Origin of the sequence: Gilliamella sp. BG7, assembly GCF_046635565.1 — a bacterium.
GTDB lineage: Bacteria > Pseudomonadota > Gammaproteobacteria > Enterobacterales > Orbaceae > Gilliamella > Gilliamella apicola_P.
The window spans coordinates 20157-33150 of sequence record NZ_JBIDFB010000011.1 but is presented as its reverse complement, the minus strand read 5'-3'; the positions used below and the strand labels follow the sequence as shown (position 1 = coordinate 33150).

The 12994-nt window shown below is 33.6% G+C and carries 14 protein-coding genes and 2 tRNA genes; 11 read left to right on the top strand and 5 right to left on the bottom strand.

Annotated features, from left to right (window positions below):
• The first annotated feature begins 189 nt into the window (after nt 1–189).
• Genes fkpA through tusC form a run of 3 tightly spaced genes read left to right on the top strand, consistent with a single transcriptional unit; the run spans nt 190 to nt 1728 of the window.
• Nucleotides 190–990, top strand: a complete 801-nt coding sequence (fkpA, locus tag ACGH49_RS08190) for an FKBP-type peptidyl-prolyl cis-trans isomerase (protein WP_411588973.1) — start codon at nt 190–192, stop codon at nt 988–990.
• 4 nt (nt 991–994) lie between these two features.
• Entirely contained in the window at nt 995–1360 is a 366-nt protein-coding gene (gene tusD, locus ACGH49_RS08185; RefSeq protein WP_081298026.1) for a sulfurtransferase complex subunit TusD, read from the top strand.
• A gap of 14 nt (nt 1361–1374) precedes the next feature.
• Entirely contained in the window at nt 1375–1728 is a 354-nt protein-coding gene (tusC, locus tag ACGH49_RS08180; protein ID WP_065607070.1) for a sulfurtransferase complex subunit TusC, read from the top strand.
• 219 nt (nt 1729–1947) lie between these two features.
• Here tusC and nagE read toward each other — a convergent pair whose 3' ends face one another.
• Nucleotides 1948–3477, bottom strand: a complete 1530-nt coding sequence (nagE, locus tag ACGH49_RS08175) for an N-acetylglucosamine-specific PTS transporter subunit IIBC (protein WP_065607072.1) — start codon at nt 3475–3477, stop codon at nt 1948–1950.
• A gap of 249 nt (nt 3478–3726) precedes the next feature.
• Here nagE and nagB point away from each other — a divergent pair, with 249 nt between their 5' ends.
• From nagB to ACGH49_RS08160, 3 genes are read left to right on the top strand one after another with little or no spacing between them, the layout of a single operon-like run.
• On the top strand, nt 3727–4533 hold the full coding sequence (gene nagB, locus ACGH49_RS08170) for a glucosamine-6-phosphate deaminase (RefSeq protein ID WP_065607074.1): 807 nt from the start codon (nt 3727–3729) through the stop codon (nt 4531–4533).
• An 11-nt stretch (nt 4534–4544) separates the two neighbouring features.
• The gene (nagA, locus tag ACGH49_RS08165; protein ID WP_411588972.1) at nt 4545–5687 is read left to right on the top strand and encodes an N-acetylglucosamine-6-phosphate deacetylase; all 1143 of its coding nucleotides are present in this window, start codon (nt 4545–4547) and stop codon (nt 5685–5687) included.
• Between the two features lie 36 nt (nt 5688–5723).
• On the top strand, nt 5724–6953 hold the full coding sequence (locus tag ACGH49_RS08160; RefSeq protein ID WP_411588971.1) for an ROK family protein: 1230 nt from the start codon (nt 5724–5726) through the stop codon (nt 6951–6953).
• A gap of 51 nt (nt 6954–7004) precedes the next feature.
• Here the strand turns inward: ACGH49_RS08160 and asd are convergent, their stop codons facing one another.
• Nucleotides 7005–8108: an aspartate-semialdehyde dehydrogenase gene (gene asd / locus ACGH49_RS08155; protein ID WP_411588970.1), complete on the bottom strand. Its 1104-nt coding sequence runs from the start codon at nt 8106–8108 to the stop codon at nt 7005–7007.
• A 298-nt stretch (nt 8109–8406) separates the two neighbouring features.
• Here asd and ACGH49_RS08150 point away from each other — a divergent pair, with 298 nt between their 5' ends.
• From ACGH49_RS08150 to ACGH49_RS08140, 3 genes are all read left to right on the top strand, one after another.
• The gene (locus tag ACGH49_RS08150; protein ID WP_065607082.1) at nt 8407–8649 is read left to right on the top strand and encodes a transposase; all 243 of its coding nucleotides are present in this window, start codon (nt 8407–8409) and stop codon (nt 8647–8649) included.
• A gap of 204 nt (nt 8650–8853) precedes the next feature.
• On the top strand, nt 8854–9090 hold the full coding sequence (locus ACGH49_RS08145; protein WP_411588969.1) for a hypothetical protein: 237 nt from the start codon (nt 8854–8856) through the stop codon (nt 9088–9090).
• 70 nt (nt 9091–9160) lie between these two features.
• Complete coding sequence (locus ACGH49_RS08140; RefSeq protein ID WP_411588968.1) at nt 9161–9301, top strand: integrase core domain-containing protein; 141 nt, start codon at nt 9161–9163, stop codon at nt 9299–9301.
• A 140-nt stretch (nt 9302–9441) separates the two neighbouring features.
• Here ACGH49_RS08140 and ACGH49_RS08135 read toward each other — a convergent pair.
• Nucleotides 9442–9518 (bottom strand) — tRNA-Pro (locus tag ACGH49_RS08135).
• A gap of 25 nt (nt 9519–9543) precedes the next feature.
• Nucleotides 9544–9619 (bottom strand) — tRNA-His (locus tag ACGH49_RS08130).
• 553 nt (nt 9620–10172) lie between these two features.
• Here ACGH49_RS08130 and ACGH49_RS08125 point away from each other — a divergent pair.
• Nucleotides 10173–10853 (top strand): response regulator transcription factor, encoded by a 681-nt coding sequence (locus ACGH49_RS08125; RefSeq protein WP_411589006.1) that lies wholly within the window; start codon nt 10173–10175, stop codon nt 10851–10853.
• Between the two features lie 51 nt (nt 10854–10904).
• Nucleotides 10905–12167 carry an ATP-binding protein gene (locus tag ACGH49_RS08120; RefSeq protein ID WP_218058615.1) on the top strand — a complete coding sequence of 421 codons (1263 nt, stop codon included), beginning with the start codon at nt 10905–10907 and terminating at the stop codon, nt 12165–12167.
• Nucleotides 12168–12180: 13 nt separating this feature from the next.
• Here ACGH49_RS08120 and ACGH49_RS08115 read toward each other — a convergent pair whose 3' ends face one another.
• Nucleotides 12181–12930, bottom strand: a complete 750-nt coding sequence (locus tag ACGH49_RS08115; RefSeq protein ID WP_411588967.1) for a M15 family metallopeptidase — start codon at nt 12928–12930, stop codon at nt 12181–12183.
• Between the last annotated feature and the right edge of the window lie 64 nt (nt 12931–12994).

The window sequence follows — 12994 nt, the reverse complement described above, 5'->3', positions numbered from 1 at the left end:
CACATTATAACTGAGGTTACCTCTTTCGCTCAAGAATGATTTAAATATGCGAAATATTGCTTGCCTTGTATTATTAATGTATTAATATAAATTATATAAAATAAATGATTTGTAAACACTATTTTATATCAAATCATATATAATAACTAAAATAATTACCTAAAAAGTTTTATAAATTGGAGAAGTAGAATGAAATCATTGATTAAAATGACCTTGGTAAGTAGTGCAATTGTGTTAGCATTAGCTGGTTGTGATGATAAAAATTCATCAAATAAAATAACAATTTCAACTGATGCACAAAAAGAAGCCTATGCATTAGGTTCATCATTTGCAACATACATGAAGTCTAATTTAGAACAAAATGAAATTAAACCAGATCAGAAATATTTAATTAGTGGTTTTAATGAGACATTCCTTGATGCATCTCAACTTTCAAAAGATGAAGTTAAAACCATATTAGATGCGTTTGGTAAACGAATTCAAGAAGAAAGCAAAGCACGTTTTGAAAAAGAAAAAGCTGAAAATACAACATCCGGCGATAAATTCCGTACAGAATTTGCTAAACAAGATGGTGTAAAACAAACAAAATCAGGATTACTATATCAAATCATTCAAGAAGGTTCAGACCGTCATCCAACAGCTCAAGATACGGTCATTGTTCATTATACAGGAACACTAATTGATGGACGTAAATTCGATAGTTCTTATGATCGTAGTGAACCAGCTACATTCCCTCTTAATGGTGTTATTAAAGGTTGGACTGAAGGGATTCAATTAATTGGTGTTGGCGGTAAAATCAAACTTGTTGTACCACCCGATTTAGCTTATGGTGACCAAAGTCTTCCTGGTCAAAAAGATACAGCGGGAATCGAACCTGCATCAACATTAGTTTTTGAAGTTGAATTGCTTGGTATTGATGGCGATAAAAATGATAAAACTCAAGAGATAGAACCAGCTCAAACTCAAGAACAAGAACAATCGGCTAACTAATTTGATTAATTCATTAAGTTATACTCTTGTTGTTATGGGTCCTGTTTATGGGACCCAATCTGCTTATTGTGCATATCAATTTGCACAAGTTTTACTATCGCATACTCCTCATACTATAAAAAATGTCTTTTTTTATTCTGATGGTGTTTATAATGGAAACGGTTATACTGATCCCGCTAATGATGAATTTGATTTAATCTCTGCATGGCAGGAATTAGCAAAAACATACCCTTTAACTTTAACTGTTTGTGTTGCTGCCGCTCAGAGGCGTGGCGTTATTAAAAATAATCTCGCGGATTATTTTCATTTAACTGGCCTTGGAGAACTAAGTGAATCAATTGCAACAACAGATCGAACTATTCAGTTTTAACTTAAGATACTGAAATGAAAAAATTAGCAATTATTATTAGCTCACCACCTCACGGAAATGCCAAAGGCCGAGAAGCTCTTGATATAGCATTGGCTACATCAGCTATTAACCATATTTCTGTTTTTTTTATTGATGATGGTGTATTCCATTTATTACCAGAACAACAACCCCATAAAATTTTAATGCGTGATTATATTGCAACTTTTAATATGCTTGAGCTTTATGATATTGATGATGTGTACGTATGTGAATCTTCACTCAAATCGAGAAATCTAATTCAAATACCTCATACTATTCCTAGTAAAGTCATTAATAATCAGTTATTAACTCAATTATTAACTCTTCAAGATGTAATTTTTCGGTTCTAATTCTAGACTAAAATACAACATATTACACCGCAATAATAGGCATTATACCTAAACAAAAATCGTTCAATAAGACTATTTGTTTTATTTGATTTTTCTGATTATTTATAAATACTACTAATAGTATTTTGTATATGATTAAATCAAATAAATAATCCACTCTATTTTTTCACTATACTTAAATAGGAGTGGATTATGGTTTAATTTGATTTAACTCTTATTTTAATTAACTAGCTTTTTCATTTGATCTGCAATCTTTTCTGCTTGCTGACCAACCACAATTTGTACCCCTGTTTTGCCTAATTTTATTACTGCCATTGCACCAAGTGCTTTAGTAGCTTGTTCATCAATAAGCTCCGAATCGTTAACGCCTAAACGCAAACGTGTAATACAAGAATCAATATTGGTTAGGTTTTCTTTACCTCCAACAACTGCTAAATATTGCTCTGCAAGTTTTGTTGTATCTGTATTTCCTTGCGTTGATTTTTCCGCTTCACTTTGGGTTGTTTCTACTTCATCTTCACGACCCGGTGTTTTAAGGTTGAATTTTACAATTACAAAACGGAATACTAAATAGTAGACCGCAAAGAATACTAAACCTTGAAAGATTAACATATACCAATGGACAGCAAGGGGATTAACTGATTGAAGTACCATATCAATCAGACCTGCACTAAAACCAAATCCACATATCCATTGCATTGCGGCTGCAATATAAAGTGAGATACCCGTTAAAACCGCATGTAAAAAATAAAGTACTGGCGCAACAAACATAAAGGCAAATTCTAGTGGTTCAGTAATACCAGTAAAAAATGCAGCAATAGAAGCCGCAAACATGATTGATGCAGTTTTATCTTTGTTGCTTTTTTTAGCCGTATGGTACATAGCTAGTGCGGCACCAGGCAGACCAAACATCATAACAGGGAAAAATCCAGCCTGATAACGTCCAGTAACACCTACAACGGCATTACCCGCATTAATAGAGGTTTGTCCACCTATGAAATAAGGAATATCGTTGATACCAGCCACGTCAAACCAGAATACTGAGTTTAAAGCATGATGTAAACCAACAGGAATTAATAGACGATTGAAGAACCCATAAATACCAGCACCCACTGAACCTAAATCTTTAATATATTTACCAAAAGCGACTAATGCATCATAAATAGATGGCCAGATAAAATATAAAACAGCAGAAACCAATAACATAACTATCGATACGATAATAGGTACTAGCCTTTTACCGCTAAAAAATGCTAATGCTTTATGTAATTCAGCCTGACTAAAACGATTGTAAAGCTCGGCTGAAATAATACCAACAAGAATACCAATAAATTGGTTGTTGATGCTATTAAATGCCGGCGGCACTAGTTTTTGCCAATCTTTAACGACCTCTGTGTCTATTCCCTGAAAGAAAGCAATAGATTTCGGTGATAATAAGGTAGTTATAATTAAAAAACCTACTAAACCAGAAAGTGCAGCTGCACCATCTTTATCTTTAGACATACCATAAGCCACACCAATAGCAAACAGTATTGGCATATTACTAAGAATCGCACTACCAGATGTCATTAAAAATTTAGCAACAATGCTAGCATCCCATTCCATAAGTCCAAACAAGTTTACATGACTAACCCACTCCATATGACTAATCCACTGACCAATCCCTAGTAATATTGCAGCAGCAGGTAGGACGGCCACTGGCACCATAAGCGAACGCCCAATACGTTGCATATAAGCTAAAATTCCCATAAGTTTAACCTCATATAGTTATTAGGGGTATATAATAAAAAGTAATAAAATTTTACATCTTTAAGTGATGATAATTAAGTATTATTATTCCACTTTATATTATTTATTTTACTTCACAAATTAATTGTTCTTTTTTTGTGATTCAAATCACCATTTTTTTTGATTAATTAGTTTAATATAGTAAAATAAAGACAACATATTTTATTTCAAGAAAAAAGTTTTTAATTATATCACAAGAGGTAACAGCACATGAGACTTATTCCCTTAGAAAATGCACAAGAAGTCGGTGCCTGGGTTGCACAGCGTATTGTTAATAAAATTAATGAGTTTAAGCCTACCGCAGATCGTCCATTTTTATTGGGGCTGCCAACAGGTAGTTCACCATTAGTTATGTATCAACAATTAATTAAACAATATAAAGCAGGTAACGTCAGCTTTAAACATGTTGTAACCTTTAATATGGATGAATATGTTGGTATTCCAGAAGAGCATCCACAAAGCTACCACACATTTATGTACGAAAACTTTTTCAATCATATTGATATTGATAAGAACAATATCCATATATTAAATGGTAATGCGCCAGATATTGAGCAAGAGTGCCGTCAATATGAAGCGAAGATCAAAGCTTACGGTAAAATTAATATCTTTGTTGGGGGGGTAGGTCAAGATGGACATATCGCTTTTAATGAACCAGGATCTTCACTTTGTTCACGTACACGCATCAAAACATTAACTGAAGATACACGCATTGCTAATTCTCGCTTTTTTGATAATGATGTGAATCAAGTACCAAAACATGCGTTAACCATTGGTGTTGCAACTTTAATGGATGCACAGGAAGTTATTTTATTAGTTTGTGGTCATAATAAAAGTTTAGCATTACAAGCTGGTGTTGAAGGGTCTGTTAATCACCTTTGGACTGTCACTGCACTACAAATGCATCCTGCATCAATTATTGTTTGTGATGAACCAAGTACTGATGATCTGAAAGTGAAAACACTAAAATATTTTAAACAAATGGAAGCTGATAATCTTAAAGTGACCGTTTTATAAAGGATAATTCAATGTATGCATTAACAAATTGCCGTTTTTATACAGGTTATGAGATCCTTGATAACCACGCTGTTATTATTGATGGTGATAAAATTACAAAAGTCTGTAAACAAAACGAATTACCTACAGATTTCAAAATTGAAAATTTACAAGGTGCACTTGTTGCACCTGGATTTATCGATATCCAAGTTAATGGTTGTGGTGGTGTGCAATTTAATGAAACGCTTGATGCACTGAGCGTTGAAACATTAGAAGCCATGCAGGCCACAAATCTTATTTCTGGCTGTACTAGCTATTTGCCTACATTAATTACATCAACTGATGAATTTATGATAAAGGCAGTTGAAGTGATGCGTGAATATTTGACCTTGCATCCTAACCAAGCACTAGGTTTACACCTTGAAGGTCCTTACATCAATCCTGAAAAGAAAGGCATTCATGACGAAAATATTATCCGCCAACCATCGCAAAAAATGATTGATTTTCTATGCGAAAATGCTGATGTGATTAAAATTATAACTTTAGCACCAGAAAAAGTTGAAAGTCATTTCATTAAACAATTGGTTAACGCAGGTATTCATGTATCTGTTGGGCATTCGAATGGTCACTACGATGATTGTCGTCGTGGATTTAACGATGGCATTCGTTTAGGTACCCACCTATTTAATGCCATGCCTTATATTTCTGGGCGCGAACCTGGCGTAGTTGGCGCAATTTATGATGAACCTGAAGTTTATGTAGGCATTATTGCTGATGGTCAACATGTCAGTTGGGCAAATATTCGCAATAGTCACAAAATAAAACAAAATCATTTAATTTTAGTTACTGATGCAATGTTACTTGTAGGTTCTAATTTAGAATCAGGCGTATTTGCAGGCAAAACCATTTATTATAAAGATGGCCGCTGTATTGATGAAAATGGCACACTTGGTGGTTCAGCATTAACTATGATTGATGCAATAAAAAATGCTGTTCAATATGTAGGTATTGCATTAGATGAAGCATTAAGAATGGCAACACTTTATCCTGCCAAAGCAATCGGAGTGGATAAAAATCTTGGTAGTATTAGTGAGGGTAAAATTGCGAACCTTGTTGTATTTAATCGTGACTTTACAATAATTAAAACTGTTGTTAATGGAGAAGTGAGTCGCTAGAATATCAGTTAATTAATGAAAAACATTGAGTAATATATGGAATTCAATTATCTGAACTTAGTTGGCAATGCTGAATTAATCAAACAGCTAAATTATGCAATGATTTACCGTTTGATTGTTCAGCAAGCACCTGTTTCTCGTATTCAATTGGCCGAAATCAGCCAATTAGCCCCTGCAAGCATTACCAAAATAACCCGTCAACTTCTTAAAAAAAAATTAATTAAAGAAGTTGATGCACAACAATCAACGGGGGGACGGCCTGCAGTTTCAATCGAAGCTAAGTTTGGACATTACCAAGCAATTTCCGTACAATTAAGTCGATCCCACGTCACAATAGAGCTTTTTGATTTAGGGGCTAAATGCCTTACATCAAAAAGATGCTCACTTATCAATTTTACTCAACAACAAGTTCAAGAATATTTAATTGCATTGATTAAAGAATTTATTCAGGTAAACAGCAAAAAAATAAAATATTTAGTTGCAATATCTATTGTACTCCCTGGCTTGATTGACTCAGTTAATGGCATTGTCCGATACACTCCACATATTCAAGTAAAAGAGTGGGCTTTAGGCGAGATACTACAAAAGGAATTCAATGTATCTATTTTTCTAGGAAATGATATCCAAAGTCTAGCATTAGCTGAAAGTTATTTTGGTTCAACACAACATGTTGATGATTCTATTTTAATCCGTGTACATCGCGGGGTAGGCTCTGGTGTTATCGTTAATCAACAGTTGCTTACAAACCACAATCAAAGCGCTTGTGAAGTTGGGCACATTCAAGTAGATACATTAGGTGAACGTTGCCATTGTGGTAACTTCGGTTGCTTGGAAAACCGAGTTGTAAATAAAGCAATTGAATACCGAGCTAAACAGATGATTGAGCAAGGTTATGTATCGAAGTTAACATTAGAATACTGTGATATATATCATATCTGTCAGTATGCTAATCAAGGCGATGAACTAGCTACTAAGTTAGTTAAGGATGCAGGTGAAAATCTTGGTAGAGCAGTTGCAATTATGGTTAACATCTTTAACCCACAGCGAATTGTGTTAGCAGGAGAACTTACCAAGTCGCCCGAAATACTATTAACTGCTGTTAATAGTGCATTAAACGCTCAAAGTTTAGAGGGATTACGGAAAAACCTGACTATCACTTGTTCTTCCCTTAACGATAGCTCAGCAATTGGCGCATTTGCATTAGTGCAACAAGCTTTATTTAATGGATCACTATTAGTGACGTTGTTGAATAATAAAGAGCCATAATCTATTGTTATAAAAAACCCGATTTATCGGGTTTTTCTATTTTATTTCTAATTAGGCTAAAATGCGTAACATTCTACGTAATGGTTCAGTCGCCCCCCATAATAATTGGTCACCAACAGTAAAAGCAGAAAGGTAATCTTTTCCCATATTCAATTTACGTAAGCGCCCAACAGGTGTTGTTAAAGTGCCTGTTACTGCTGCTGGGGTAAGTTCACGCATCGAAAGATCACGATCATTCGGCACGACTTTCACCCAATCATTATGAGCTGCAAGCAGTTTTTCAATTTCAGGGACGCTGATATCTTTTTTTAATTTAATAGTAAAAGCTTGGCTATGACAACGTAGTGCTCCAATACGAACACAAAGCCCATCAACTGGAATAACTTGGTTGGTACCTAAAATTTTATTGGTTTCTGCCTGCCCTTTCCATTCCTCTTTGCTTTGGCCATTATCAAGTGCCTTATCGATCCAAGGAATTAAACTTCCTGCTAATGGCACACCGAAATTATCAGTTGGTAAACTACCATCACGCATTTTTTGGGTCACTTTTCTCTCAATATCTAAAATAGAAGAATGGGGATCTTGTAACTCTTTTGTCACCTCAGCATTTAGCATCCCCATTTGGGTGAGCAGTTCACGCATATGACGAGCACCACCACCCGAAGCAGCTTGATAAGTTGAAACGGAAATCCAATCAATAAGGTTTTCAGCAAATAAACCACCAAGAGACATTAACATTAAACTCACAGTACAATTACCACCTACAAAGGTTTTAATGCCTTTATCTAACGCAGTATCAATATTAGCTTTGTTCACTGGATCAAGCACGATAATTGCGTCATCTGCCATACGTAAAGTCGATGCTGCATCAATCCAATAACCTTGCCAGCCAGTTGCACGTAGTTTAGAGTAAATTTCAGAGGTATAATCCCCACCTTGGCAAGTCACAACAATATCTAATGCTCTTAATGCATCAATATTATCTGCACTTTGTAATGTACCTGTTTTACCACCGAAGATAGGAGCTGCTTGACCTGCTTGAGAAGTAGAAAAGAATACAGGATTGATATAATCAAAGTCATGTTCTTCAACCATACGTTGCATAAGAACAGAACCCACCATTCCACGCCATCCGACAAAACCAACATTTTTCATAATTTATTTCCTATAAGTAGAGGTTATATAAAGAAATATTTTTATCTATTAAAACAAAATATCGCCATAAAACAAGTCCGATAAGAATTATTTTTGTAGGCAACGAATTGATAACGTGGTGTTATATGCGTTTATATTATTTTTGATTAGAATGAAAGTTTAAGTAAGCTAAACGTAGATATTTATTTCTGTTGTTTGTATTATTATAAACAAATATTATTGTGATAATTATTGTAAATACCCCATTTTTAGTACACAACTGACGTAGAAAATTCTCTATGATAAAAGTAAAAGAGGATTGACACATGAAAAAATAGCAGAGCACCAAATCGTATCGATATTAAAAGAAGCTGAATTTGTTATTCGCATTAAAGAACTTTGCCGTAAATATGGCATGGGCAACTCCACTTTTTATAAATGGCGAGAAAAATACGGCGGTATAGAAAGTTCAGATATCAAACACTTAGCAGCTTCAAGAAGAAATCATAAAAAAGCCGTAGTAACCACCAAGGAACGAAAAATATGGGCAAAAGAGCTATAAGCCACTAAATCAAACTTAGTTGACAAGAGCTGTGCTATTGTGAGATTAAATAGTTGTGCCTACTATTATCAACCTAAATTACCCGATGATTCAATGATTACTTTTATATAAGCGATATAGCTAAAAAACATATTCCCCTCAGAACCCCTGAAAAGTTATCGCGTCCTAATAAATAGGATAAATATTGGTCAATGGATTTTATGAGTGACAGTAGCCAAAAATCAACGCCGTTTTAAAAGATTCAACGTTATTGATGACTTGAATCGAGAAGCATTAGATATTAATATTGCGGTCAGTTTACCTGACGATAGAGTGGTTCTCTATTTGGACAAGTTGGCTGAATGTTATGGGTATCCGTTAAAAATACGAGTCGATAATAGTTCAGAATTTACGGGGGAAAACGTTTATCAATTGGGCAAAATCACACGGTATCACCATTGATTATATTGGGCTTGGTAGCCCATATTAAAACGGTTATATTGAAAAATTTAACCGAACTTATTGAATCGAAGTGTTAGATTTATATCTTTTTAATAATCTAGAGCAAGCAAGGAGAGTAACTGAAGAATGGCTAACCATTTATAATACTGAAAGGCTGCATAAGGCATTAAATAACATGATGCCCATTGAATATAACATCCTAAAAAAGTAGCATAATTTCCTACGTTAGTTTTATAATAAAAATTAGGTTTTTACAATGCCACTATAAATTGTATCAATCTTCAAGCACCAGTTAACTGTTTATAAGATAATAAAAAAGCCCACTCAACAAGCAGGCTTTTTATTGAAAATTGGTCGGCGAGAGAGGATTCGAACCTCCGACCCACTGGTCCCAAACCAGTTGCGCTACCAAGCTGCGCTACTCGCCGTTAGATATTTTTTCATTCTATAAAATGGGGTGGCTAATGGGATTCGAACCCACGACAACTGGAATCACAATCCAGGGCTCTACCAACTGAGCTATAGCCACCATATAAGCAGGACGAAATATTACGCATAAAAAATAAAATTGTCCAGTATAATTTTTAAAAAATACGCCAATTGGTCACATATGAATCGATAATGGTATAAATTTAATGTATTTTCAATAAAACCATTTATATAATATGATGATATTCAGTATAAATACTGTCTTTGTACAAGTTAAATTAAGTAAACTTAGAAACTCACAAAATTTATTCTTACCAGATCACTTGTTGTTTCATTTTTTATCTCTATATTTTATTTATAAAGTATAAATTATATGAATAAAAAATTTAAAAATCATATAAATATTATTTTATTATATCTTATTGAGACTTGAATTATGTGATTGTATGATCAACGCTCAATTACTTATATTTTTAGGTTAAAATTTATGTTACATAGTATAAGTAACATAATTCTTTTCTACATTATTAAAATAGTAAATTAAAGCATCAGGAATAGTTCAAAATATGTAATATTTTAGTAAAATAGCCTGACTTTTTTTTAATTATTGCAATAATATAAATAACTATAATTGGATAACGATGGCGATTATGATAAATATTTTATTAATAGATGATGATATAGAATTATCACAAATGCTTAGCGAATATTTGACTAATGAAGGTTTTAATATCAAAAGTGTCTATTTAGGCAAAAATGGTATTGATGAAGCGCTATCAGGTAAATATCGTGCAACAATTTTAGACGTTATGTTACCAGATATTAATGGTATTGATGTCCTTAAAAGCATCCGTCAACAATGTAATATGCCTGTTATTATGTTAACTGCTAAAGGTGATAATATTGATCGCGTTTTGGGTTTGGAATTAGGTGCTGATGATTACATTCCAAAACCATGTTATCCGCGTGAGTTATTAGCAAGATTACGTGCAGTTTTGCGACGTTTTGATGAACGTTCGGTCGAAATGGTTGATGATAAAAAATACCATTTTAATGGTTTAATGTTAGATCTACCACAACGACTTTGTACTTGGAATGGACAAGTGATTGATCTGACATCAACCGAGTTTAATTTATTAGTTTTATTAGTAAAACATAGCGAGCGTGTAGTAACTAAAGAAGAATTATCTGAAATTGGGCTTGGGAGAGCAAGAGAACTTTACGATCGTAGTGTTGATGTTCATATTAGCAATATTCGCCAAAAATTACATCAAGTTGCACAAAATGATGTGACAATAGAAACGATTAGAGCTGTCGGTTATCGTATTCGTTAATGAATTAATAGGCTTGATATGAATCATCGATTATTTTGGAAAATACTCATCATGTTTGAGGTCATTTTTTGTCTTACCTTCGAATTGACTTGGATTGCGTTTTCTATTTATGTAGAAAATAAAAATCAAAGATTCCTCAATCATTTACCCACAAAAGTCGATATGATCGCTCAGCTATTACATGTGGCAGGTGAGGATGAAACACTTAATTTTATAGCACATTTACCCGAACGAGAGAGAAATTTGTTGTCAATAAAATTAGTTTCCCCTCTGAATGATCAAGTTAATATTTTAACCGATGAATTAGAAACACCTACATATGCTTATCAGCGTATGACAGTCGCCCCTGATGGAACTCTTTATTCTGTTTCATTTAAAGAGGATAAAGAGGATCATGTTAAAAAGGCATTGTTTAACATGCCATTGCCAATTGTATTAGTTGGCATATGCGTTGGACTTGTTTTTAGTCTTTTTCTAGCATGGAATTTAACTAGACCAATGAGATTATTAAGGCAAGGCTTTTTCAAGGTATCTCAAGGAGATCTTTCTGTCAGATTATTCAATAAACTAAAACCTAGACGTGACGAACTTAGTGAATTAGGAAAAGATTTTGATATGATGGTTGAGCAACTTAATATCTTGCTTTCTGATCGTCAGTCTCTCCTTCATGATGTTTCTCACGAACTTAGAACTCCTCTTGCTCGATTGCAGTTAGCAATTGGACTTGCTCAACAAAATAAACAAAATATTGATACATCTTTAGCTAGAATAGAGTTAGAGTCAGAACGTTTAGATCAGTTAATTGGAGAAATTCTAAATTATTCCCGTGCTGAAATGAATAATCGTACTGATGAATATTTTGATTTAAAAGACTTAATAAGTGTAGTAATCAATGATGCTAATTATGAAGCTAATCACCAGTTAATTGAAGTACATTTTACTTTATCATCTATTTCTCATCCAATTGTTAAAGGTAACTCAGAACAAATACGTCGTGCTGTTGAAAATATTATCCGCAATGCTATTCGTTTTTCAAAAGCTGAGCAAGCCGTAGAAGTTTCACTAAAAGAAACAGGTAAGTATTTACAAATTGAGGTTAAAGATCGAGGTCCTGGTGTTGAAGAAAATAAGTTATCCAGTATTTTTGAACCATTTGTCCGAATTCAGTCTCCACAATTAGGTAAAGGTTATGGTCTAGGGCTAGCAATTGCTAGAAAGACTGTCATTATGCATAACGGTACTATCCAAGCAACTAATCGTGATGGTGGTGGTCTTGTTGTAACAATATGTTTGCCTTATTGGAGAAAACTTTAATAATAAAAATATATTAATAACAATCGGGATTAACAGTTAATACATACTCTTTAACAAGGCTTTCCAGACTGATTTTATCGTGCCCTATAAAACTTAAAGCTTTTATAATAACTTCTGGCTCACTTTTCAATATAGTTTTATATTGGTCAATATATTGGCTAGCGATAGGTTTATATGACCAGTGCCATTCTTCAGGTTGATACCCACCTTTGCGTCCCTCATTAAAAGCTTGGCAAAATCCATATTTAGATAGATTTTTTTGAAGCCATTTATATAGAATGATGCCTTTTTTATCATCTTTAAAATATGTTGATGAAACACTGGTAATATCAATATCTGTTCCCCAATGATGTCTTGAGGTGCCAGGCATTGACGAAAATTTTAGAATTTCTTCAGCAATTTTTTCTGGATCATTTATTTTAGTTGATAAAGTATCCCATTTCCGTTGCCAAATACCGTTTTGGTAAGTGTAATTTCGCGTTGCGCTTACTATAATAAAAGGAATATCTGGGTGAACTTTTTGAAAGTCATTGTAGGCTTTTATAAGTTGTTCGGTTGGTTCTTTTTGTAGATACATTCCTTTTTTATTAACAGGTAGTATAGTCGAGTCTAAAGCGATGAAACCATTATCTTTTTTTTCGTCAAACTGTCCAATCAATTTATTTAATGTGATCTGTTGTGCCATGGTAAAATTAGGAAATAGAAGTAAAGATAAGTTTAAAGTCAAGCCACCTATTTTTTTTAATATCGTTGATTTTTTCATCTTTCAAACATTGCCAATATTCTATTAGCCAGATTAAGTTAAAAACAGTATAATCCTTTTCCTA

What these genes read in the sequence shown, in the direction of transcription:
- ACGH49_RS08120 (WP_218058615.1), top strand. Translation starts at nt 10,905, where the DNA reads ATGTTTGAGGTCATTTTTTGTCTTACCTTCGAATTGACTTGGATTGCG.
- ACGH49_RS08160 (WP_411588971.1), top strand. Translation starts at nt 5,724, where the DNA reads ATGGAATTCAATTATCTGAACTTAGTTGGCAATGCTGAATTAATCAAA.
- nagB (WP_065607074.1), top strand. Translation starts at nt 3,727, where the DNA reads ATGAGACTTATTCCCTTAGAAAATGCACAAGAAGTCGGTGCCTGGGTT.
- nagA (WP_411588972.1), top strand. Translation starts at nt 4,545, where the DNA reads ATGTATGCATTAACAAATTGCCGTTTTTATACAGGTTATGAGATCCTT.
- nagE (WP_065607072.1), bottom strand. Translation starts at nt 3,477, where the DNA reads ATGGGAATTTTAGCTTATATGCAACGTATTGGGCGTTCGCTTATGGTG.
- tusC (WP_065607070.1), top strand. Translation starts at nt 1,375, where the DNA reads ATGAAAAAATTAGCAATTATTATTAGCTCACCACCTCACGGAAATGCC.
- asd (WP_411588970.1), bottom strand. Translation starts at nt 8,108, where the DNA reads ATGAAAAATGTTGGTTTTGTCGGATGGCGTGGAATGGTGGGTTCTGTT.
- fkpA (WP_411588973.1), top strand. Translation starts at nt 190, where the DNA reads ATGAAATCATTGATTAAAATGACCTTGGTAAGTAGTGCAATTGTGTTA.
- ACGH49_RS08115 (WP_411588967.1), bottom strand. Translation starts at nt 12,930, where the DNA reads ATGAAAAAATCAACGATATTAAAAAAAATAGGTGGCTTGACTTTAAAC.